Below are 23132 nucleotides of genomic sequence, written 5' to 3'. Positions count from 1 at the left end.
CAAACTTTACGGCGGGCCAACACCCGCCACCGCCCTCCCCTTCTGCAAGCCCGGATGCCATGCTGACTTGGTTACAACGCAACACCTTGCATTTCCCACCGCTGGAAAAGGCCATGCGCGACCCCAACGGGCTTCTGGCTGCCGGTGGCGATCTGTCCGCCGATCGGCTGGTCTCGGCTTATCGCCACGGTTGCTTCCCCTGGTTCTCCGAAGGCCAGCCGATCTTGTGGTGGTCTCCGGATCCGCGCACTGTCTTGTTTCCCGACGAATTGCACATCTCGCGCAGCCTGAACAAACTGCTGCGCCAGCAACGCTATCAAGTGACCTTTGACGAGGACTTCGCCGCCGTCATCCGCGCCTGCGCCGCGCCCCGGGACTACGCCGACGGTACCTGGATCACCGAGGCGATGCAGGATGCCTACATCGAACTGCACAGGCGTGGTCACGCGCACTCGGTGGAAGTGTGGGACGGGGACGAATTGGTTGGCGGGCTGTATGGCCTGGCGATGGGCCGTTTGTTTTTTGGCGAATCCATGTTCAGCCGCGCAGACAACGCCTCGAAATTCGGCTTTGCCACTTTGGTTCGACACCTGAAAGACTCGGGATTTGTGCTGATCGATTGCCAGATGCCCACCGACCACCTGCACAGCCTGGGCGCCCGGGCGATACCACGCCGTGAGTTTGCCAACTACCTGGCTCAGTATCTGGACCAACCCAATCGTGCCACCTGGGTTTGCTGAGCGACTTTTGCACAGGTGGCTTACACTTACTCAAAAGCATTATCCCGAGGGTTGATCATGACCGAGTTGGCGCGTTTGAAGTTCTATGCCACTCAGCCGCACTCTTGCAGTTATCTGCCCGAGGAGCAGGCCACAACCCTGTTCCTCGACCCTAGCCAGCCCATGGATGTGCATGTCTATGCAGACCTGTCGGAGATGGGTTTTCGTCGCAGTGGCGACCATCTCTACCGGCCGCATTGCCAGAATTGCAATGCCTGCGTTCCGGCGCGCATTCCCGTGGGGCAGTTCGCGCCCAACCGGCAACAGAAACGCATCTTCAAGCGCAACGCGGATTTGCAGGTGCGCCCGGCCAAACCCTGCTTCAGCGAAGAGTACTTCGACCTTTACCAGCGCTATATCGAACAGCGTCACGCCGATGGCGATATGTACCCGCCAAGTCGCGACCAGTTCTCCACATTTCTGGTGCGGGACCTGCCGTTTTCACGCTTTTACGAGTTCCGCCTGAACGGCCGGCTGCTGGCCGTCGCCGTTACCGATTTACTGCCGAACGGCATTTCGGCGGTTTACACCTTTTACGAGCCTTCCGAAGAGCGTCGCAGCCTTGGGCGTTTCGCAATCCTCTGGCAAATCGCCGAGGCCAGGCGACTGGGACTGGATGCGGTCTACCTCGGCTACTGGATCAAAAACTGCAAAAAGATGAACTACAAGACCCAATATCGCCCCATTGAGCTGCTGATTAATCAGCGTTGGGTGGTTCTAAACTAGAGCCGCCCCTAAATTTCTTGGCTTGAACCCCACTTTTCGGGCACAATGCACGCCGCTTTTGCCTGGCGCAGTTGCACCGGGCCATTCATTGGACACCGAGGGCTTTACTGCATGTCGAAAGAAGACAGCTTCGAAATGGAAGGCACTGTCGTCGACACCCTGCCCAACACCATGTTTCGTGTGGAGTTGGAAAATGGGCACGTCGTAACCGCGCACATCTCCGGCAAGATGCGCAAGAACTACATTCGTATTCTTACCGGCGACAAAGTGCGCGTCGAGCTGACTCCCTATGACTTGAGCAAAGGGCGCATCACTTACCGCGCTCGCTAATCATGTCAATACAAGACGCCCGGCTTATGCCGGGCGTTTTTGTTTGCCCCCCTGTAGGAGCGAGCATGCTCGCGATGAGGTCATCAGATCCAATATCTTCGTTGGCCGATACACCGCCATCGCGAGCATGCTCGCTCCTACAGAGGAGGGGGAGGAAACAGACAGCAAAAAGGCGCCAAAAGGCGCCTTTTTGCTGACTTGCAGTTAACGTCAGGCCATCTCGGCCGTGGTCTCGAACTCGAAGGTCAGCTCGCCATCCTTGATGTCGATGTGCACTACACCGCCATGTTCGGCCAGTTCGCCAAAGAGAATCTCCTCCGCCAGCGGACGCTTGATCTTGTCCTGGATCAGGCGAGCCATTGGGCGAGCCCCCATCGCCGCGTCGTAACCACCTTCGGCCAGCCAGTTGCGGGCAGCGTCGGTGACTTCCAGCAACACCCGCTTGTCTTCCAGTTGCGCCTGAAGCTCGGTAAGGAACTTGTCCACCACGCTCTTGATGACCTCATGGCTGAGACGACCAAACTGGATGATGGTATCCAGGCGGTTGCGGAACTCCGGCGTAAAGCTCTTCTTGATCACTTCCATCGCATCGGACGAGTGGTCCTGATAGGTGAAACCGATCGAAGCGCGAGCTGCGGTCTCGGCACCGGCGTTGGTCGTCATGATGACGATCACGTTACGGAAATCCGCCTTGCGCCCGTTGTTATCGGTCAACGTACCGTGGTCCATGACCTGCAGCAGCAGGTTGAAGACTTCCGGATGCGCCTTTTCGATTTCATCGAGCAACAGCACACAGTGTGGCTGCTTGGTGATGGCTTCAGTCAACAGACCGCCCTGATCGAATCCGACATAACCCGGAGGCGCACCGATCAGACGCGATACGGTGTGGCGCTCCATGTACTCGGACATATCGAAACGAATCAGTTCGACACCCAACGCCTTGGCCAACTGACGCGCGGCTTCGGTTTTACCGACACCGGTAGGCCCGGCGAACAGGAACGAACCGACAGGCTTGTCAGGGGACTTGAGGCCGGCACGGGACAGCTTGATCGCGGTGGCCAGCGAATCGATCGCGGCATCCTGACCAAACACGGTCAACTTCAGGTCACGCTCGAGGTTACGCAGCAGTTCCTTGTCGGAACTGGTGACGTGTTTTGGTGGAATCCGCGCGATTTTCGCGACGATGTCCTCGACTTGAGGCACTTCGATACGCTTGACGCGCACTTCGAGCGGTTGCAGGCGCTGGTAGGCACCCGCCTCGTCGATCACATCGATCGCCTTGTCCGGCATGTGCCGGTCATTGATATAACGCGAAGCCAGTTCAGCGGCGGCGCGCAGGGCTTCATCGCTGTACTCGATACTGTGATGCTGCTCGAAGCGCCCTTTCAGACCACGCAGGATACCGACAGTGTCTTCCACGGAAGGCTCCGACACATCGACCTTCTGGAAGCGCCGAGCCAGAGCACGGTCCTTCTCGAAGATGCCGCGGAATTCCTGGAAGGTGGTCGAGCCGATGCAACGGATATCACCCGAGGACAGCAGTGGCTTGAGCAGGTTCGAAGCATCCATGACACCACCGGATGCGGCACCCGCCCCGATGATGGTGTGGATCTCGTCGATGAACAGGATCGCCTGCGGACGTTTTTTCAGCTCATTGAGCAACGCCTTGAAGCGCTTCTCGAAATCGCCACGGTACTTGGTACCGGCGAGCAAGGCACCCAGATCCAGGGAGTAAACCACGCTGTTGGCCAGCAGGTCCGGCACCTGGTTGTCGACAATGCGCTTGGCCAGGCCTTCGGCAATCGCGGTTTTACCCACGCCCGCCTCGCCCACCAGCAACGGATTGTTCTTGCGACGACGCGCGAGGATCTGCGCGACACGCTCGACCTCCAGCTCACGCCCCACCAACGGATCGATACGACCCTGGCGCGCGAGTTCATTGAGATTGCTGGCATAGGCATCCAGCGGATTGCCTGAGGAAGAAGACTCACCGCCCTCGTCGTCCTGCATATCTTGCTCACCTTCAGAGTGATCGCCATGCCCCGGCACCTTGGAAATGCCATGGGCGATGTAGTTGACGACATCTATACGGGCAACGCTCTGCTGTTTCAGCAGGAACACCGCCTGACTCTCTTGCTCACTGAAGATCGCGACCAGCACATTGGCGCCAGTCACTTCGCGTTTGCCCGAGCTCTGTACGTGAAACACAGCACGCTGCAGGACACGCTGGAAGCCCAGGGTTGGCTGGGTTTCGCGATCCTCGTCATGCACGGGGATCAATGGCGTGGTGGAGTCGATGAACTCCTGCAGGTCATGCTTGAGTTTGTCGAGGTTCGCGCCGCAGGCACGCAAAACGGTGGCGGCAGCCTCATTGTCCAATAGGGCCAACAGCAGGTGTTCGACGGTCATGAATTCATGACGCTTCGAACGAGCCTCCTTGAAGGCAAGATTGAGGGTGACTTCGAGCTCGCGGTTTAACATAGCTTCACCTCATACCCAAGTGTCCGGCGATTAACCGTCCTTCTCGATTTCACAGAGTAGCGGATGCTGGCTTTCCCTGGCGTACTGGTTGACCTGCATGGCCTTGGTCTCGGCGATGTCGCGGGTAAACACTCCACATACTGCCCGCCCTTCTGTATGGACGGCCAGCATGACCTTGGTCGCCAGCTCGCGATTCAGGTTAAAAAACACCTCGAGCACTTCGACGACGAAATCCATCGGTGTGTAGTCATCGTTGAACAAAACCACCTTGTACATCGGCGGCGCCTGAAGTGCAGGCTTTGCCTCCTGAACTGCAATGCCTGCGGAATCGTCGTCGTGTAAATCAGGGCGATCCTGATTGAATGTTAGTCGAATCTGGCTGATTGCATGCATGGAAAGAAAGGTTCGTCAGTTGTTCAAATACAGTGGTGGGGGCGGCTATCAGCGATTTCAATACCGACTGCTAGGTCAGCTTGACTATCGGCAAAACGGTGTTACAACCAATAGAGCCCACAGTGGGTAAAAAAGGTCCGCGGAGTCAATCCTGTTTTCAGATTCGACTGCGGATGTACTGGATGATACTCCAGTGATGGAGTCTGTTGCAGAGGGAGTTGGGTATGGCAGTCGGCAAAGTGAAGTGGTTCAACAATGCCAAGGGTTTCGGATTCATCAACGAGGACGGCAAGACAGAAGACCTGTTTGCCCACTACTCGGCCATTAAAATGGATGGCTATAAAACCCTGAAAGCCGGACAAGCTGTCGTATTCGACATCATCCAGGCCCCAAAAGGCTTTCATGCGGTCAACATCGTCAATCCGGTGAATGCTTCAAAAGAAACGACATCCGCTGCTGAACAGACCGTTACGGTCTAACGCCGAAACGTCATCCAGCCATAAAAAACCGCCTGACTCAATTTGTTGAACCAGGCGGTTTTCGTGTGCTCGCGCCTTCTTACATGTGCGAGATCAGCGCATCACCGAAACCGGAAGACGACACCAGTTTCGCCCCCTCCATCAGACGTTCGAAGTCATAGGTCACGGTCCTGGCCTTGATCGCGCCATTGGTGCCCTTGATGATCAGATCGGCCGCTTCGGTCCAGCCCAGGTGACGCAGCATCATCTCCGCCGAAAGGATCACCGACCCCGGGTTGACCTGGTCCTTGCCGGCATATTTCGGCGCAGTGCCATGGGTGGCCTCGAACATGGCCACGGTGTCCGACAGGTTGGCCCCCGGCGCGATACCGATACCGCCCACTTCCGCCGCCAGTGCATCGGACAGGTAGTCACCGTTGAGGTTCAGGGTGGCGATCACGTCGTATTCGGCCGGACGCAGCAGGATCTGCTGGAGCATGGCGTCGGCGATGGCATCCTTGACGATGACTTCGCGACCGGTCTTGGGGTTCTTGAACTTCATCCACGGGCCACCGTCGAGCAGCTCGGCGCCGAATTCGTTCTTCGCCACCTCGTAACCCCAGTCCTTGAAGGCGCCTTCGGTGAACTTCATGATATTGCCCTTGTGCACGATGGTCAGCGACTTGCGGTCGTTGTCCACCACGTACTGCAAGGCCTTGCGCACCAGGCGCTGGGTACCTTCTTTCGACACAGGCTTGATGCCGATGCCGCAATCCTGATCGAAACGGATCTTGGTAACGCCCATTTCTTCTTTCAGGAACTTGATGACTTTAGTGGCTTCAGGCGAGCCGGCCTTCCACTCGATACCGGCATAAATGTCTTCGGAGTTTTCGCGGAAAATCACCATGTCGACGTCGCCAGGCTTTTTCACCGGGCTTGGTACGCCGTCGAACCATACGACCGGGCGCAGGCAGACGTACAGGTCCAACTGCTGACGCAGGGCAACGTTGAGGGAGCGGATACCACCGCCGACGGGCGTGGTCAGCGGCCCCTTGATGGAGACCACGTAATCTTTCACGGCATCCAGGGTTTCCTGAGGCAGCCAGGTGTCCTGGTCATAGACCTGGGTAGCTTTCTCGCCGGCATAGACTTCCATCCAGGAAATCCTGCGCTTGCCCCCATAGGCCTTTTCCACGGCAGCATCAACCACTTTGATCATTACGGGACTGACGTCGACGCCAATACCGTCGCCTTCGATGAACGGGATGATCGGATTGTCAGGAACATTGAGAGAATGGTCTGCATTGACGGTGATTTTGTCGCCGACGGCTGGAACCTGAATCTTCTTGTAACCCATGCTGAACTCCATTGATTGGATTGAACATCTGGCTTGGTTCGAGCGTAACCCAGTTGAATCAGCGCGCAAACCCTATGTTCCTTCCATCTGCCGCAAAGCCTTGCAACTCGTGAGCTACAAGCCTGAAAGCAAAGGGAAAAACGCCAAACTCAAGCACGACGAATGACCTTGCGCCCCGCTCGCCCCATGCGACCTTTAGACCAATGGACGACATTCGTTGTGTATGAACCATCGGCAGATTGCCAGCTACCTATGTATAATGCCGCCGCTGACTAAAGGGTCACGTCAGGTTGAACAGCTCTACGACGAGCGTTTCCGCCACTCAAGCCGGTCTGTTACCGCAGCCCGGCTACTTGACACCCTACTGATGCACCCAACATCACAGCAACGAAACCTCGATATTCGGCTCATGGATGACTTTGAACGAACGCGCTTACCCGGCGCCCTCGAGTTTCTGCGCACGCTTTAGCAAAGAAGAGAGAGTTAATCCGAATATGCCCACCCGCTCGAAGATCATCTATACCTTCACCGACGAAGCCCCAGCCCTCGCCACCTATTCACTGTTGCCTATCATCGAGGCCTACACCGCTTCGGCCGATATCGCTGTTGAAACCCGCGATATCTCTCTTGCAGGGCGCATCCTGGCCAGCTTCCCCGAGCAACTGGGCGACAAAGCCGTAGCCGACCACCTCGCCGAACTGGGCGCCCTGGCCGTTACGCCTGACGCCAACATCATCAAGCTGCCGAACATCAGCGCCTCGGTTCCACAACTGCAAGCCGCGATCAAGGAACTGCAAGCCCAGGGCTACAACCTGCCGGACTACCCGGAAACCGTGACCTGCGACGCCGACAAAGAAGCCAAGGCGCGCTACGACAAGGTCAAGGGCAGCGCCGTGAACCCGGTTCTGCGCGAAGGCAACTCCGACCGCCGCGCACCGCTGTCGGTCAAGAACTACGCACGCAAGCACCCGCACAAAATGGGCGCCTGGGCCAAGGACTCCAAGTCCCACGTCGCGCACATGAGCAGCGGCGACTTCTACGGCAGCGAAAAAGCCGCCCTGATCGACGCCGCTGGCGCCGTGAAAATCGAGCTGATCGCTCAAGACGGCACCACCACCGTCCTGAAAGAAAAAACCACCGTTCAGGCTGGCGAGATCCTCGACTGCGCCGTCATGAGCAAAAACGCGCTGCGTGCTTTCATTGCCGCTGAAATCGAAAGCGCCAAGGCCCAGGGCGTGCTGCTGTCGGTACACCTGAAAGCCACCATGATGAAGGTCTCCGACCCGATCATGTTCGGCCAGATCGTTGCCGAATTCTATAAAGATGCACTGGCCAAGCACGCTGACGTGCTGGCACAGATCGGCTTCAACCTGAACAACGGCATCGGCGACCTGTACACCCGCATCAAGGCCTTGCCTGCCGAGCAGCAAGCGGCCATCGAAGCTGACATCCAGGCGGTCTACGCCGTTCGCCCTGCCCTGGCGATGGTCAACTCCGACAAAGGCATCACCAACCTGCACGTGCCGAGCGACGTGATCGTCGACGCCTCGATGCCAGCCATGATCCGTGACTCCGGCAAGATGTGGGGCACCGACGGCCAGTTGCACGACACCAAGGCCGTGATCCCGGATCGCTGCTACGCCACCATCTACCAGGCAGTGATCGAAGACTGCAAGGCCAATGGCGCATTCGATCCGACCACCATGGGCAGCGTGCCGAACGTTGGCCTTATGGCGAAGAAAGCCGAAGAGTACGGCTCCCACGACAAGACTTTCCAGATCAAGGCTGACGGCGTCGTTCGCGTCACCGACAGCAACGGCAAGCTGCTGCTGGAGCAGTCGGTCGAGGCCGGCGACATCTTCCGCATGTGCCAGACCAAAGACGCGCCGATCCAGGACTGGGTCAAACTGGCCGTCAACCGTGCTCGCGCAAGCGCGACCCCGGCGATTTTCTGGCTGGACCCAATGCGCGCCCACGATGGCGTGGTGATCGAGAAAGTTCAGGCTTACCTGAAGGATCACGATACTGCCGGCCTGGACATCCAGATCATGTCGCCTGTCGAGGCGATGAAGTACACCCTGCAGCGTACCCGCGAAGGCAAGGACACCATCTCGGTGACCGGCAACGTACTGCGCGACTACCTGACCGACCTGTTCCCGATCATGGAACTGGGCACCAGCGCCAAGATGCTGTCGATCGTTCCGCTGATGAACGGCGGCGGTCTGTTCGAAACCGGCGCCGGCGGTTCGGCACCCAAGCACGTTCAGCAACTGCTGGAAGAAAACTTCCTGCGCTGGGACTCGCTGGGTGAATTCCTGGCCCTGGCCGCGTCCCTGGAACACCTGGGCGTGACCTACAACAATCCAAAGGCGCTGGTTCTGGCCAAGACCCTGGACCAGGCCACCGGCCAGTTCCTGGACAACAACAAGTCGCCATCGCGCAAAGTCGGCAACATCGACAACCGCGGCAGCCACTTCTACCTGGCGCTGTACTGGGCTCAGGCCCTGGCTGCCCAGACCGAAGACACTGCACTGCAAGCGCAGTTCGCGACCCTGGCCAAAACCCTGACCGAGAACGAGGCGACCATCGTTGCCGAACTCAACGCCGTCCAGGGCAAGCCAGTGGACATCGGCGGTTACTACCACGCCGACGCCGAGCTGATCAGCAAGGCCATGCGTCCAAGCGCAACTTTCAACGCGGCTGTAGCTGCGCTGGTTTAAGGTTGTAAGGGAACATCACAAACCCCGGCCCTGCGCCGGGGTTTGTGTTTTTGGTGTTTGCTACAACTCAAATGTGGACACTAACCCCTGTGGGAGCGAGCCTGCTCGCGAATGCGGCTTATCATCCAACACTGATATTGACTGACCCACTGCTTTCGCGAGCAGGCTCGCTCCCACAAGGGGCCGCGTTTCACCAATTAAATCGAGGAAGATTTATGGACTGGCACCCCCACATCACCGTCGCCACCATCGTCGAGGACAACGGCCGCTTTCTCATGGTCGAAGAATCCAAGCACGGCCGTAACGTGCTCAACCAACCCGCCGGCCACCTGGACCCGGACGAAACCCTGATTGAAGCCGCCGTACGCGAAACCCTCGAAGAAACCGGCTGGGACGTCGAGCCGACCGGCGTACTGGGCATTTACCTGTACACCGCCCCCAGCAACGGCGTGACCTATCAACGGATCTGCTTCATCGCCAAAGCGATCAAACACCACCCGCAATATCAACTGGACGACGGCATCGTCGGCGCCAAGTGGTTGACCCGCGAAGAATTAATCGAGCAGCGCGACAACTGGCGCAGCGAGCTGATCATCCGTTGCATCGACGACTATCTGGCAGGCAATCGCTTCGACCTCGAACTGATCCGTCCTTCTCTTTAGCCTTGCGGGCCCGACCCTGTTAGAATCGCGTCCTTTTTCAAGACACTCATTGAATCCCTATGCGTGATCCAGCCCCTTCTGACACACAAAAGAAGCGCGTCATTGTCGGCATGTCCGGCGGCGTGGACTCTTCCGTTTCCGCCCTCCTGCTGATCGAGCAGGGCTATGAGGTGGAAGGCCTGTTCATGAAGAACTGGGAAGAAGACGATGGAACGGAATACTGCACCGCCATGGATGACCTGGCGGACGCCCAGGCCGTATGCGACAAGATTGGCATCAAGCTGCACACCGCCAACTTCGCCGCCGAGTACTGGGACAACGTCTTCGAGCATTTCCTGGCCGAATACAAGGCCGGACGCACGCCGAACCCGGACATCCTGTGCAACCGCGAGATCAAGTTCAAGGCGTTCCTCGACTACGCCATGATGCTTGGCGCCGACCTGATCGCCACCGGTCATTATGTGCGCCGCCGCGACATCGATGGCCGCACCGAGCTGCTCAAGGGTCTGGACCCGAACAAGGACCAGAGCTACTTCCTGCACGCCGTCGGCGGCGAACAGATCGCCAAGACCCTGTTCCCGGTTGGCGAGCTGGAAAAACCGCAAGTGCGTGCCATTGCCGAGAAATACGAGCTGGCGACTGCAAAAAAGAAGGATTCCACCGGGATCTGCTTTATCGGCGAACGCCGCTTCAGCGATTTCCTCAAGCAGTACCTGCCGGCGCAACCGGGCGAGATCAAAACCACCGAAGGCGAAATCATCGGCCGCCACCACGGCCTGATGTACCACACCATCGGCCAGCGCCAGGGCCTTGGCATTGGCGGACTGAAGGATGCCAGCGACGAGCCGTGGTACGTGCTGATCAAGGACCTGGAGCACAACGAGCTGATCGTTGGCCAGGGCAATGACCACCCGTACCTGTTCTCCCGCGCCCTGCTCGCCTCGGACATTTATTGGGTCAACCCGATAGATCTGAGCCAGCCGCGCAAGCTGACCGCCAAAGTGCGATATCGCCAGAGCGACCAGCCTTGCACCCTGGAAAAAACCGCCACCGGTTATCGCGCAACCTTCGATGATCCACAGCGCGCAGTCACCCCGGGTCAGTCCGTGGTGTTCTACGACGGCGAAATCTGCCTCGGTGGCGGCGTGATTGAAGTGGCTGAACCCTGGACCAGCAAGGACACTCCCAAAGGCGAGCAACAATGAGCCCCATTCAGGAGCAATTGACAGCACTGGGCGGCGTGTTTCTCGCCGCCGTGCTGGTGGACAGGATCGCCAAGACCGGCCAGACCCACGAGGCGGGCCTGACCTGCATGCTCGGCAGCCTGCTGATTCGCGACCCCAGGGACACGCTGGAAGTCTACGGTGGCGACGACATCAATCTGCGCGAAGGCTATCGCGCATTGATCGGCGCCCTGGAACGCGACCCGAGCGCCCTGCAGCGCGAGCCGCTGCGCTACGCCCTGGCCATGCTCGGCCTTGAGCGCCAACTGGCCAAGCGCGGGGACATGCTCGACGTGATCGGCAAACGCCTGCCGCAAATCCAGTCCCAGGTCGAACACTTCGGCCCGGCCCACGAAAACGTGATCGCCGCCTGCGGCGCGCTGTATCAGGACACTTTGAGCACCCTGCGCCAACGCATCCAGGTGCACGGTGACATGCGCAACCTGCAACAACCGAGCAACGCCTCGAAAATTCGCGCCCTGCTGCTGGCCGGCATTCGTTCTGCACGCTTGTGGCGGCAATTGGGCGGTCATCGCTGGCAGTTGGTGATCAGCCGCCGCAAATTGCTCAAAGAGCTTTACCCATTGATGCGTAACGAATAACCCGCATCGACAGCACCGAACCTTGCAATACGCGTAATACGCCGGTCAGTTGGCGACGGACCGGCGGATTTTTTCATGTATGATACGCGCCCCATTTCGTTGCCCGACTGTCCGAGAACACCCCATGCAGCTCTCTTCGCTCACTGCGGTTTCCCCTGTTGACGGCCGCTACGCCGGCAAAACCCAGGCCCTGCGCCCAATTTTCAGCGAGTACGGCCTGATCCGTGCCCGCGTCCTGGTTGAAGTGCGCTGGCTCCAGCGCCTGGCCGCTCACCCTGCCATCAGCGAAGTGCCGGCGTTCTCCGCCGAAGCCAACGCTGTGCTGAACGCCCTGGCGGAAAACTTCTCTCTGGAACACGCCGAGCGCGTCAAAGAGATCGAGCGCACCACCAACCACGACGTCAAGGCCATTGAATACCTGCTCAAAGAGCAGGCGGCCAAGCTGCCGGAACTGGCCAAGGTCAGCGAATTCATCCACTTTGCCTGCACCAGCGAGGACATCAACAACCTGTCCCACGCCCTGATGCTGCGCGAAGGCCGTGATGACGTGATGCTGCCGCTGATGCGCCAGACCGCCAATGCCATCCGTGAGCTGGCCATCCGTTTCGCCGACGTGCCGATGCTGTCGCGCACCCACGGCCAACCGGCCTCGCCGACCACCCTGGGCAAAGAACTGGCGAACGTGGTTTACCGCCTGGAGCGTCAGATCGCTCAAGTCGCTGCCGTACCCCTGCTGGGCAAGATCAACGGCGCTGTCGGCAACTACAACGCACACCTGTCGGCCTACCCCGAGATCGACTGGGAAGCCAACGCCCGCGCCTTCATCGAAGATGAACTGGGCCTGAACTTCAACCCGTACACCACGCAGATCGAACCGCACGACTACATTGCCGAGCTGTTCGACGCGATCGCACGTTTCAACACCATCCTGATCGACTTCGACCGCGACATCTGGGGCTACATTTCCCTGGGCTACTTCAAGCAGCGCACCATCGCTGGTGAAATCGGTTCGTCGACCATGCCGCACAAGGTCAACCCGATCGACTTCGAAAACTCCGAAGGCAACCTGGGTATCGCCAACGCCCTGTTCCAGCACCTGGCGAGCAAACTGCCGATCTCCCGCTGGCAGCGCGACCTGACCGACTCCACCGTACTGCGCAACCTCGGTGTCGGCTTCGCCCACAGCGTGATCGCGTACGAAGCCAGCCTCAAGGGCATCGGCAAACTGGAGCTCAACGAGCAGAAGATCGCCGCCGACCTGGACGCCTGCTGGGAAGTATTGGCCGAGCCGATCCAGACCGTGATGCGTCGCTACAACATCGAAAACCCGTACGAAAAGCTGAAAGAACTGACCCGTGGCAAGGGCATCAGCCCTGAAGCACTGCAGACTTTCATCGATGGTCTGGACATGCCAGCCGCCGCCAAGGCCGAACTGAAGCTGCTCACCCCGGCCAACTACATCGGCAACGCTGTAGCGCAAGCCAAGCGCATCTGATCGACCGCCAGGCTCCTTCAAGACGCCCGGCAGCGCCGGGCGTTTTTATTCCCGTATGAAAAGTGCATTTTTTCAATAGGTTACACATGAATCCTGACACTCCTCTTCAACTTCTGGGCGGCATCACTGCACGGGAATTCCTACGCGACTACTGGCAGAAAAAGCCACTGCTGATCCGTCAGGCAATCCCTGATTTCGAAAGCCCGATCGACGCCGACGAACTGGCTGGCCTGGCGCTGGAAGAAGAAGTCGAATCGCGCCTGATCATCGAGAATGGCGAGCGCCCATGGGAATTGCGTCGCGGCCCGTTCGCCGAAGATGAATTCAGCAAATTGCCTGAACGCGAATGGACCCTGCTGGTTCAAGCCGTGGATCAGTTCGTGCCGGAAGTCAGCGAACTTCTGGAAAACTTCCGCTTTCTGCCGAGCTGGCGCATCGACGACGTGATGATCAGCTACGCCGCGCCCGGTGGCAGCGTCGGTCCGCACTTCGACAACTACGACGTGTTCCTGCTGCAGGGCCACGGCAAGCGCAACTGGAAAATCGGCCAGATGTGCAACACCGAAAGCCCGCTGCTGGCCCACGCCGACTTGCGCATCCTCGCCGAATTCGAAGCGACCGACGAATGGGTGCTGGAACCGGGCGACATGCTGTACCTGCCACCGCGCCTGGCCCACTGCGGCGTCGCCGTCGATGACTGCATGACCTATTCCGTCGGCTTCCGTGCGCCGAGCGCCGCTGAAGTGCTGACCCACTTCACCGACTTCCTCAGCCAGTTCCTGTCGGACGAAGAACGCTATACCGACGCCGACGCGGTGCCGACAACCGATCCTCACCAGATCCAGCGCGATGCACTCGACCGCTTGAAAGGCCTGCTGGCCGAGCACATGAGCGACGAACGCCTGCTGCTGACCTGGTTCGGCCAGTTCATGACCGAGCCACGCTACCCGGAACTGGTGGTAGGCCCGGAAGAAGTCGAAGAAGACGACTTCATCAACGACCTGGAGCAAGGCGCGATCCTGATCCGCAACCCGAGTGCACGACTGGCGTGGTCCGAAGTCGACGACGACCTGCTGCTGTTCGCCAGCGGCCAGAGCCGATATCTGCCAGGCAAACTGCGTGAACTGCTGAAGATGATCTGCGCCGCCGACGCACTGCACGCCGACAACCTCGGCGAATGGCTGAAGGATGAAGACGGCCGCGGCCTGCTGTGTGAACTGGTCAAGCAAGGAAGCCTGGGGTTTGCCGATGAATAAGATTCACGTACGTGTCGCAGACTGGCAAAAGGACAACGCCGAGATCCGGCGCATTCGTGAAGCGGTGTTCGTCGCCGAGCAGTCCGTTCCGCCAGAACTGGAATGGGATGCCGACGACGTGACTGCCGTGCACTTCCTCGCCCTCGAAGGCGATTTCCCCATCGGCACCGCCCGCTTGCTGCCTGATGGCCACGTCGGCCGGGTGTCGGTACTCAAGGACTGGCGCGGCCTGAAAGTCGGCGATGCACTGATGCACGCGGTGATCGACGAAGCCGAGAAGCGCGGACTGAAGCAGCAAATGCTCAGTGCCCAGGTGCAAGCCACGGCGTTCTATGAGCGTCTGGGCTTCAACATGGTCAGCGAGGAGTTCCTGGAAGCCGGGATTCCCCATGTGGACATGGTGCGGCACTCGGCCTGAGATCTTGTGGCGAGGGGGCTTGCCCCCGTTGGGTCGCGAAGCTGCCCCAAGATTTTAGGGCGGCTGCGCAGCCCAACGGGGGCAAGCCTCCTCGCCACAGAGAACACCACAAAACGCCCCGCTATCTTCGGATACCGGGGCGTTTTGCTGTCTGCGATTCAACTAGCGCCACCCCGGGCCGACAAACTGGCACTATCATCAGTTCAAGTTGGCGGAGATAACGGATATGTCCCTACGCACCCTGCTCAGTACCTTGCTGGTGGCCTGCAGTTTTTCGGTCATGGCAGCCACAGAAATCGTCCCCCTCAACTACCGCACCAGCGCCGACCTGCTGCCGGTAGCGCAAGACTTCATCGGCAAGGACGGACAGGTCAGCGCCTACGGCAATCAACTGATCGTCAACGCCGATCAACGCAAGATCGACGAACTTAAAGCCCTTCTTTCGCAACTCGATACAGCACCCAAACGCCTGCTGATCACTGTCGATACCAGCGACAACAACGTCCAGGGCGACCAGGGTTATTCGGTGAACGGTGCCAAGCCCAGCCAGACCCGCATCATCAACTACAGCACCGACAGTCGCGACGGCGGTATCCAGCAGGTGCAGGCCAGCGAAGGCGCACCGGCGCTGATCCAGGTGGGCCAAAGCGTACCGCTGACCAGTTCGCAAGTCGACTCCTACGGCGACCTGCGCAGCCAGACCGAATACCGCAATGTCACCCAGGGTTTCTACGTCACCGCAAACGTCACCGGCGACATCGTTCACCTGTCGATCAGTACCAATCGTGACCGCATGAGCCAGGAACGTCCCGATGTAGTGAACGTGCAAAGTACCGACACAACTGTCACCGGCCACCTTGGCGAGTGGATCCTGCTGGCCGGGGTGAATGGCCAGACCCAGGCCGACAAACAGGGCCAGACCCGCAGCTACTCAACTCAAAGCCGCAACGACATGACCCTGCGGGTGAAAGTCGATACTTTGGACTGAGACACCAGAAACTGACTCACGAGTCGTATTAGACCAAAGATGTAGTGCTTGAAAAAAAGCACTACAAAACGTTTGACGAGTCAAAAAAGCGAAGGCATGATGGCCTCGCTCCCGCTAATCAGGGGCCCTGGCAAGGGCCTTCGAGGCGATGTTCGCAACCTACCCCCGCGAACCGCTTCGTGTCTGTACCGCCCACAAGGTGTGTTTGACGAGGTTGTCGACTGGAACGAAGTTGTCCCGAGGGACGGAAGCGTAATTAGGTAACCCGGCAGCACACTGATGTTCGTACCAAGGCCCACGACGCCCGAATGCGCCCGCAGTTCGCCTTTACCTGCTCACTTCCCCTCGAGCCTGTCGTTCATCCCGTCGCCCTCCCCGCCGAATCCGACTTGACCATCCAAACCTCTGGTCAGCGAGCGCAGGAATTTTCCACCGCAGAACAACTTTTCATAAAGACGCGACGAGGTTTATCTCCCATGGCACTGACACGCGAACAGCAAATTGCAGCCCTCGAAAAAGACTGGGCTGAAAACCCGCGCTGGAAAGGCGTGACACGCACTTACTCCGCTGCTGACGTCGTCCGCCTGCGTGGCTCGGTTCAACCTGAGCACACCTTTGCAAAAATGGGCGCCGAGAAGCTGTGGAACCTGGTCACCCAGGGTGCCAAGCCGGCCTTCCGTCCTGAAAAAGATTTCGTCAACTGCATGGGCGCCCTGACCGGCGGCCAGGCTGTACAACAAGTCAAAGCCGGCATCCAGGCGATCTACCTGTCAGGCTGGCAAGTGGCTGCGGACAACAACTCCGCCGAATCGATGTACCCGGACCAGTCGCTGTACCCGGTGGACTCGGTTCCAACCGTGGTCAAGCGCATCAACAACTCGTTCCGTCGTGCCGACCAGATCCAGTGGAAAGCCGGCAAGAACCCGGGCGACGCTGGCTACATCGACTACTTCGCACCCATCGTGGCTGACGCCGAAGCCGGTTTCGGCGGCGTACTGAACGCTTACGAGCTGATGAAGAGCATGATCGAAGCAGGCGCCGCCGGCGTTCACTTCGAAGACCAACTGGCTTCCGTGAAGAAATGCGGCCACATGGGCGGCAAGGTACTGGTTCCTACCCAGGAAGCCGTACAGAAGCTGGTCGCTGCCCGTCTGGCAGCTGACGTCGCCGGTACTCCGACCATCATCCTGGCCCGTACCGACGCCAACGCCGCCGACCTGCTGACCTCCGACTGCGACCCGTACGACCAGCCATTCGTGACTGGCGAACGTACCCAGGAAGGCTTCTACAAAGTGCGCGCCGGCCTGGACCAGGCCATCGCTCGCGGCCTGGCTTACGCTCCGTACGCCGACCTGATCTGGTGCGAAACCGCCAAGCCGGATCTGGAAGAAGCCCGTCGCTTTGCCGAAGCGATCAAGAAGGAATACCCGGACCAACTGCTGTCGTACAACTGCTCGCCTTCCTTCAACTGGAAGAAAAACCTGGACGACGCGACCATCGCCAAGTTCCAGCGCGAACTGTCCGCCATGGGCTACAAGCACCAGTTCATCACCCTGGCCGGCATTCACAACATGTGGCACAGCATGTTCAACCTGGCGCACGACTACGCCCGCAACGACATGACTGCCTACGTGAAACTGCAAGAGCAGGAATTCGCTGACGCCGCCAAAGGCTACACCTTCGTGGCTCACCAGCAGGAAGTGGGCACCGGCTACTTCGACGACATGACCACTGTTATCCAGGGTGGCTCGTCTTCGGTAACCGCACTGACCGGTTCGACTGAAGAAGAACAGTTCCACTGATCCGCTTCTTGAGCAAACAGCCGCTGCAGACCTGATGGAAAGCTAACCGCAGCGCTGCACATCTGACGCCCCGACTGGTTCGGGGCGTTTTTTTTTGCATCATCCAGAACACGACACCTGTAGGAGCGAGCATGCTCGCGAAGAATCTCGAGGCGCCGCGGGCATTCAGGTATCCCTCGTTATCGCTGGCCTCCATCGCGAGCATGCTCGCTCCTACAGGGGCGCATATAAGGCAACTTTCCGAATCGCCTCAAATAGAGCAGATTAAAATCGCATCAAACAATAACAATTATCATTTAGATAAAAACATGTTCGTTACATTACCTACAAAACATTATTGATGAAAAATCGGCTAATGCCCGCAACGCAAGGGCTACAGAGGTTTTTGGGGTTTGGGATGTCCTTATTCCTATAAATAATTTCGCTATAGGAATTTTACTTGCAGGGTGTTTAGCCATAAAATCAGCGGGATTGATTGCTGCGACATATCGTCACTGCTTTTGTTTCTTTCAAGCTCAGAGACCCTTGCTCTCTGTTAAGGATTACCAGCATGCCCGAAGCGACAGGACTCATGGCCCACAACTGGGGCTTTGCCATTTTCCTTCTAGGCGTCGTCGGCCTCTGTGCCTTCATGCTGGGCGTTTCCAGCCTCCTCGGGTCAAAAGCCTGGGGCCGCAGCAAAAACGAACCGTTCGAGTCCGGCATGCTACCTACAGGTGGCGCCCGCTTACGGCTCTCAGCCAAATTCTATCTGGTCGCGATGCTCTTCGTGATCTTCGATATCGAAGCCCTCTTTCTCTTTGCATGGTCTGTGTCCGTCCGCGAAAGCGGCTGGACCGGATTCGTCGAAGCTCTCGTTTTCATAGCAATTCTGTTGGCAGGTCTTGTCTACCTATTCCGAGTGGGCGCCCTTGACTGGGCTCCGGAAGCTCGGCGCAAGCGGCAAGCGAAGCTGAAACAATGAGGCTTTGGCAATGCAATACAATCTCACCAGGATCGACCCCGATGCTCCTAACGAGCAGTATCCGATTGGCCAACGGGAAACCGTTTCCGATCCGTTAGAAGATCAAGTCCACAAAAACATTTTCATGGGCAAGCTCGAAGACGTGCTTGGCGGCGCCATCAACTGGGGTCGCAAGAACTCCCTGTGGCCGTATAACTTCGGCCTTTCGTGCTGCTACGTGGAAATGACCACCGCCTTCACGGCGCCCCACGACATCGCGCGCTTTGGCGCCGAGGTTATCCGGGCATCGCCGCGTCAGGCGGATTTCATGGTTATCGCCGGTACCTGCTTCGTCAAGATGGCGCCGATCATCCAGCGTCTCTACGAGCAGATGCTCGAACCGAAATGGGTTATCTCCATGGGTTCGTGCGCCAACTCCGGTGGCATGTACGACATCTACTCCGTGGTTCAAGGGGTGGACAAGTTCCTGCCCGTTGACGTCTATGTGCCTGGCTGCCCGCCCCGCCCTGAAGCTTTCCTGCAAGGCCTGATGCTGTTGCAGGAGTCGATTGGCCAGGAGCGCCGCCCACTTTCCTGGGTCGTTGGCGATCAAGGCGTGTACCGCGCCGAGATGCCTTCGGAAAAGGAAAAGCGCCGCGAACAGCGCATTCAGGTAACCAACCTGCGCAGCCCCGACGAAGTCTGATCCAGTTCCGCTGTTTCAAAGAAACGAAAAACTGGCTTCATTCTTTACGTTGACCGAAAGCGATAAAATAACCATGACTACAGGCAGTGCTCTGTACATCCCGCCTTACAAGGCAGACGACCAGGATGTGGTCGTCGAACTGAACAACCGTTTTGGCCCCGAGGCGTTCACCGCCCAGCCTACCCGCACCGGCATGCCGGTGCTTTGGGTTGCCCGCGCCAAACTCGTCGAAGTCCTGACCTTCCTGCGCAACCTGCCCAAGCCGTACGTCATGCTCTATGACCTGCACGGCGTGGACGAGCGTCTGCGCACCAAGCGTCAAGGTCTGCCGAGCGGCGCCGACTTCTCCGTGTTCTATCACTTGATGTCGATCGAGCGTAATAGTGACGTAATGATCAAGGTCGCCTTGTCCGAAAGCGACCTCAGCTTGCCGAGCGTCACCAGCATCTGGCCGAACGCCAACTGGTACGAGCGTGAAGTCTGGGACATGTACGGCATCGACTTCAAAGGCCACCCGCACCTGTCGCGCATCATGATGCCGCCGACCTGGGAAGGTCACCCGCTGCGCAAGGACTTCCCTGCCCGCGCCACCGAGTTCGACCCGTTCACCCTGAACCTGGCCAAGCAGCAGCTCGAAGAAGAGTCCGCGCGCTTCAAGCCGGAAGACTGGGGCATGAAACGTTCCGGCCCGAACGAGGACTACATGTTCCTCAACCTCGGCCCGAACCACCCGTCCGCGCACGGTGCGTTCCGCATCATCCTGCAGCTGGACGGTGAAGAGATCGTCGATTGCGTCCCGGACATCGGCTACCACCACCGTGGTGCCGAGAAGATGGCCGAGCGCCAATCCTGGCACAGCTTCATCCCGTACACCGACCGTATCGACTACCTCGGCGGCGTGATGAACAACCTGCCGTACGTGCTCTCGGTCGAGAAGCTGGCCGGCATCAAGGTGCCAGAGAAGGTCGACGTCATCCGCATCATGATGGCCGAGTTCTTCCGGATCACCAGCCACCTGCTGTTCCTGGGTACCTATATCCAGGACGTCGGCGCCATGACCCCGGTGTTCTTCACCTTCACCGACCGCCAGCGCGCGTACACGGTGATCGAAGCCATTACCGGTTTCCGTCTGCACCCGGCCTGGTACCGCATCGGTGGCGTCGCCCACGACCTGCCGCGCGGCTGGGAAAAACTGGTCAAGGACTTCGTCGAATGGATGCCCAAGCGTCTGGACGAATACCAGAAAGCCGCACTGGACAACAGCATCCTGCGTGGCCGGACCATCGGCGTCGCCGACTACAACACCAAGCAAGCCCTGGAATGGGGTGTCACCGGTGCCGGCCTGCGTTCCACCGGTTGCGACTTCGACCTGCGCAAGGCGCGTCCGTACTCGGGCTACGAGAACTTCGAGTTCGAAGTGCCGCTGGCCGCCAATGGCGATGCCTACGACCGTTGCATCGTGCGCGTGGAAGAAATGCGCCAGAGCATCCGGATCATCGACCAGTGCCTGCGCAACATGCCGGAAGGCCCGTACAAGGCGGATCATCCGCTGACCACGCCGCCGCCGAAAGAGCGCACCCTGCAGCACATCGAAACCTTGATCACGCACTTCCTGCAGGTTTCGTGGGGCCCGGTCATGCCGGCCAACGAATCCTTCCAGATGATCGAAGCGACCAAGGGCATCAACAGTTATTACCTGACGAGCGATGGCGGCACCATGAGCTACCGCACCCGGATTCGTACCCCAAGCTTCGCCCACCTGCAGCAGATCCCTTCGGTGATCAAAGGCAGCATGGTCGCGGACTTGATCGCGTACCTGGGTAGTATCGACTTCGTTATGGCCGACGTGGACCGCTAAGCATGAACAGCACGCTTATCCAGACAGACCGTTTCACCTTGAGTGAAACCGAGCGCTCGGCCATCGAGCACGAGTTGCATCACTACGAAGACCCGCGCGCGGCGTCGATCGAAGCCCTGAAGATCGTCCAGAAGGAACGTGGCTGGGTGCCGGACGGCGCCTTGTACGCCATCGGCGAGATCCTCGGCATCCCCGCCAGCGACGTTGAAGGCGTGGCGACGTTCTACAGCCAGATCTTCCGTCAGCCAGTCGGCCGTCACATCATTCGCGTCTGCGACAGCATGGTCTGCTACATCGGCGGCCACGAGTCCGTGGTCAGCGAAATCCAGAGCAAGCTCGGCATCGGCCTGGGTCAGACCACCGCCGACGGTCGTTTCACCCTGCTGCCGGTCTGCTGCCTCGGCAACTGCGACAAGGCGCCAGCGCTGATGATCGACGACGACACTTTCGGTGATGTGCAGCCAGCAGGCGTTGCCAAATTGCTCGAGGGCTACGTATGACCCTGACTTCCTTCGGTCCGGCCAACCGCATCAAGCGTTCGGCCGAGACTCACCCGCTCACCTGGCGTCTGCGTGACGACGGCGAAGCCGTCTGGCTCGACGAGTACCAGGCCAAGAACGGTTACGCCGCTGCCCGCAAGGCCTTCGCCGACATGGCTCAGGACGACATCGTCCAGACCGTGAAAGACTCCGGCCTCAAGGGCCGCGGCGGTGCAGGCTTCCCCACTGGAGTGAAGTGGGGCCTGATGCCAAAGGACGAATCCATCAACATCCGCTACCTGCTGTGCAACGCGGATGAAATGGAACCGAACACCTGGAAAGACCGCATGCTGATGGAGCAACTGCCCCATCTGCTGATCGAAGGCATGCTGATCAGTGCCCGCGCGCTGAAAACCTATCGTGGCTACATCTTCCTGCGTGGCGAGTACACCACCGCCGCCAGGCACCTGAACCGTGCCGTGGAAGAAGCCAAGGCAGCGGGCCTGCTGGGCAAGAACATCCTGGGCAGCGGCTTCGATTTCGAACTGTTCGTCCACACCGGTGCCGGACGTTACATCTGCGGCGAAGAAACCGCACTGATCAACTCGCTGGAAGGCCGCCGCGCCAACCCTCGCTCCAAGCCGCCCTTCCCTGCCGCCGTTGGCGTGTGGGGCAAGCCGACTTGCGTGAACAACGTCGAGACCCTGTGCAACGTGCCGGCGATCATCGCCGACGGCGTGGACTGGTACAAATCGTTGGCTCGCGAAGGCAGCGAAGACATGGGCACCAAGCTCATGGGCTTCTCCGGCAAGGTCAAGAACCCGGGCCTGTGGGAATTGCCGTTCGGCGTCACCGGTCGCGAACTGTTCGAAGACTACGCCGGCGGCATGCGCGACGGTTACAAGCTCAAGTGCTGGCAGCCTGGCGGCGCCGGTACCGGTTTCCTGTTGCCGGAACACCTGGACGCACAAATGTATGCCGGCGGCATCGCCAAGGTGGGCACCCGTATGGGTACCGGCCTGGCCATGGCGGTGGACGACAGCATCAACATGGTGTCCCTGCTGCGCAATATGGAGCAGTTCTTCGCCCGCGAATCCTGTGGTTTCTGCACTCCGTGCCGCGACGGCTTGCCATGGAGCGTCAAGCTCCTGATGGCCATCGAGAACGGCCAGGGTCAGCCAGGCGACATCGAGACCCTGCTGGGCCTGGTCGGTTTCCTCGGCCCGGGCAAGACCTTCTGTGCTCACGCACCGGGCGCCGTGGAGCCATTGGGCAGCGCAATCAAATACTTCCGTCCAGAGTTCGAAGCCGGTATCGCGCCTGTCAGCGCCGCCGTCCCGCCTCTGGCAAGGCCGATCGTAGTCGGCGCGTAAACGCTTAAAAAGGCGAAGGGTCCGTGCCCTTCGCTTTTCGTGTGATGACGCCTTCAACGGCTGTGTTGATTCACGCGGATAAC

Annotated in this window: 22 protein-coding genes; 19 read left to right on the top strand and 3 right to left on the bottom strand. The window is 59.1% G+C overall.

All coding sequences use genetic code 11. The features are described 5' to 3' along the window. The first annotated feature begins 59 nt into the window (after window positions 1-59). From aat to infA, 3 genes are all read left to right on the top strand, one after another. Window positions 60-740: a leucyl/phenylalanyl-tRNA--protein transferase gene (gene aat / locus CAG47_RS16845; protein WP_085725979.1), complete on the top strand. Its 681-nt coding sequence runs from the start codon at window positions 60-62 to the stop codon at window positions 738-740. Window positions 741-797: 57 nt separating this feature from the next. Further along, entirely contained in the window at window positions 798-1505 is a 708-nt protein-coding gene (locus CAG47_RS16840) for an arginyltransferase (RefSeq protein ID WP_085725978.1), read from the top strand. Window positions 1506-1616: 111 nt separating this feature from the next. Beyond that, complete coding sequence (infA, locus tag CAG47_RS16835; RefSeq protein ID WP_002553999.1) at window positions 1617-1835, top strand: translation initiation factor IF-1; 219 nt, start codon at window positions 1617-1619, stop codon at window positions 1833-1835. Between the two features lie 210 nt (window positions 1836-2045). On the opposite strand, the gene clpA is transcribed toward infA, so the two are convergent. Together clpA and clpS are read right to left on the bottom strand one after the other, a co-directional pair. Then, the gene (gene clpA / locus CAG47_RS16830) at window positions 2046-4316 is read right to left on the bottom strand and encodes an ATP-dependent Clp protease ATP-binding subunit ClpA (protein WP_085725977.1); all 2271 of its coding nucleotides are present in this window, start codon (window positions 4314-4316) and stop codon (window positions 2046-2048) included. 30 nt (window positions 4317-4346) lie between these two features. Further along, on the bottom strand, window positions 4347-4709 hold the full coding sequence (clpS, locus tag CAG47_RS16825; protein ID WP_015094394.1) for an ATP-dependent Clp protease adapter ClpS: 363 nt from the start codon (window positions 4707-4709) through the stop codon (window positions 4347-4349). Between the two features lie 224 nt (window positions 4710-4933). Between clpS and cspD the strand changes: the two genes are divergently transcribed. Next, entirely contained in the window at window positions 4934-5188 is a 255-nt protein-coding gene (gene cspD / locus CAG47_RS16820) for a cold shock domain-containing protein CspD (protein WP_085725976.1), read from the top strand. A gap of 79 nt (window positions 5189-5267) precedes the next feature. Here cspD and icd read toward each other — a convergent pair whose 3' ends face one another. Beyond that, complete coding sequence (gene icd, locus CAG47_RS16815; protein WP_085725975.1) at window positions 5268-6524, bottom strand: NADP-dependent isocitrate dehydrogenase; 1257 nt, start codon at window positions 6522-6524, stop codon at window positions 5268-5270. Here icd and CAG47_RS28755 point away from each other — a divergent pair. The 15 genes from CAG47_RS28755 (at window position 6523) to nuoF (ending at window position 23049) form a co-directional block, all read left to right on the top strand. Further along, entirely contained in the window at window positions 6523-6690 is a 168-nt protein-coding gene (locus CAG47_RS28755; protein WP_177409014.1) for a hypothetical protein, read from the top strand. The genes icd and CAG47_RS28755 overlap by 2 nt on opposite strands. A gap of 328 nt (window positions 6691-7018) precedes the next feature. Continuing rightward, a complete protein-coding gene (locus CAG47_RS16810) occupies window positions 7019-9244 on the top strand; it encodes an NADP-dependent isocitrate dehydrogenase (protein ID WP_085725974.1) in 2226 nt (741 codons plus the stop codon). A gap of 215 nt (window positions 9245-9459) precedes the next feature. After that, window positions 9460-9906, top strand: a complete 447-nt coding sequence (locus CAG47_RS16805; protein WP_085725973.1) for an NUDIX hydrolase — start codon at window positions 9460-9462, stop codon at window positions 9904-9906. Window positions 9907-9965: 59 nt separating this feature from the next. Continuing rightward, window positions 9966-11111: a tRNA 2-thiouridine(34) synthase MnmA gene (mnmA, locus tag CAG47_RS16800; protein WP_085725972.1), complete on the top strand. Its 1146-nt coding sequence runs from the start codon at window positions 9966-9968 to the stop codon at window positions 11109-11111. Next, window positions 11108-11731, top strand: a complete 624-nt coding sequence (gene hflD, locus CAG47_RS16795; RefSeq protein WP_085725971.1) for a high frequency lysogenization protein HflD — start codon at window positions 11108-11110, stop codon at window positions 11729-11731. Before mnmA ends, hflD begins: the two co-directional genes overlap by 4 nt. Window positions 11732-11855: 124 nt before the next feature. Further along, on the top strand, window positions 11856-13226 hold the full coding sequence (gene purB, locus CAG47_RS16790; protein ID WP_085725970.1) for an adenylosuccinate lyase: 1371 nt from the start codon (window positions 11856-11858) through the stop codon (window positions 13224-13226). Between the two features lie 86 nt (window positions 13227-13312). Then, entirely contained in the window at window positions 13313-14482 is a 1170-nt protein-coding gene (locus tag CAG47_RS16785; RefSeq protein ID WP_085725969.1) for a cupin domain-containing protein, read from the top strand. Further along, window positions 14475-14900 carry a GNAT family N-acetyltransferase gene (locus tag CAG47_RS16780; RefSeq protein ID WP_085725968.1) on the top strand — a complete coding sequence of 142 codons (426 nt, stop codon included), beginning with the start codon at window positions 14475-14477 and terminating at the stop codon, window positions 14898-14900. Before CAG47_RS16785 ends, CAG47_RS16780 begins: the two co-directional genes overlap by 8 nt. A 226-nt stretch (window positions 14901-15126) precedes the next feature. After that, window positions 15127-15888 carry a secretin N-terminal domain-containing protein gene (locus CAG47_RS16775; protein WP_085725967.1) on the top strand — a complete coding sequence of 254 codons (762 nt, stop codon included), beginning with the start codon at window positions 15127-15129 and terminating at the stop codon, window positions 15886-15888. Between the two features lie 476 nt (window positions 15889-16364). Next, window positions 16365-17690, top strand: coding sequence for an isocitrate lyase (gene aceA, locus CAG47_RS16770; protein ID WP_085725966.1), 1326 nt, complete (start codon window positions 16365-16367; stop codon window positions 17688-17690). A gap of 550 nt (window positions 17691-18240) precedes the next feature. Continuing rightward, window positions 18241-18654: an NADH-quinone oxidoreductase subunit A gene (locus CAG47_RS16765; RefSeq protein ID WP_003223812.1), complete on the top strand. Its 414-nt coding sequence runs from the start codon at window positions 18241-18243 to the stop codon at window positions 18652-18654. A gap of 10 nt (window positions 18655-18664) precedes the next feature. Then, window positions 18665-19339, top strand: a complete 675-nt coding sequence (locus tag CAG47_RS16760; protein ID WP_085725965.1) for an NADH-quinone oxidoreductase subunit B family protein — start codon at window positions 18665-18667, stop codon at window positions 19337-19339. Between the two features lie 73 nt (window positions 19340-19412). Beyond that, the gene (gene nuoC / locus CAG47_RS16755) at window positions 19413-21197 is read left to right on the top strand and encodes an NADH-quinone oxidoreductase subunit C/D (protein WP_085725964.1); all 1785 of its coding nucleotides are present in this window, start codon (window positions 19413-19415) and stop codon (window positions 21195-21197) included. A 2-nt stretch (window positions 21198-21199) separates the two neighbouring features. Next, the gene (gene nuoE, locus CAG47_RS16750) at window positions 21200-21697 is read left to right on the top strand and encodes an NADH-quinone oxidoreductase subunit NuoE (RefSeq protein WP_008020715.1); all 498 of its coding nucleotides are present in this window, start codon (window positions 21200-21202) and stop codon (window positions 21695-21697) included. Then, the gene (gene nuoF, locus CAG47_RS16745; protein ID WP_085725963.1) at window positions 21694-23049 is read left to right on the top strand and encodes an NADH-quinone oxidoreductase subunit NuoF; all 1356 of its coding nucleotides are present in this window, start codon (window positions 21694-21696) and stop codon (window positions 23047-23049) included. Before nuoE ends, nuoF begins: the two co-directional genes overlap by 4 nt. Window positions 23050-23132: the final 83 nt, after the last annotated feature.

The organism is Pseudomonas sp. R37(2017), assembly GCF_002113375.1.
Classification (GTDB): domain Bacteria; phylum Pseudomonadota; class Gammaproteobacteria; order Pseudomonadales; family Pseudomonadaceae; genus Aquipseudomonas.
The sequence above is the reverse complement of the archived record's forward strand: the minus strand, read 5'-3'. Positions and strand labels throughout refer to the sequence as shown.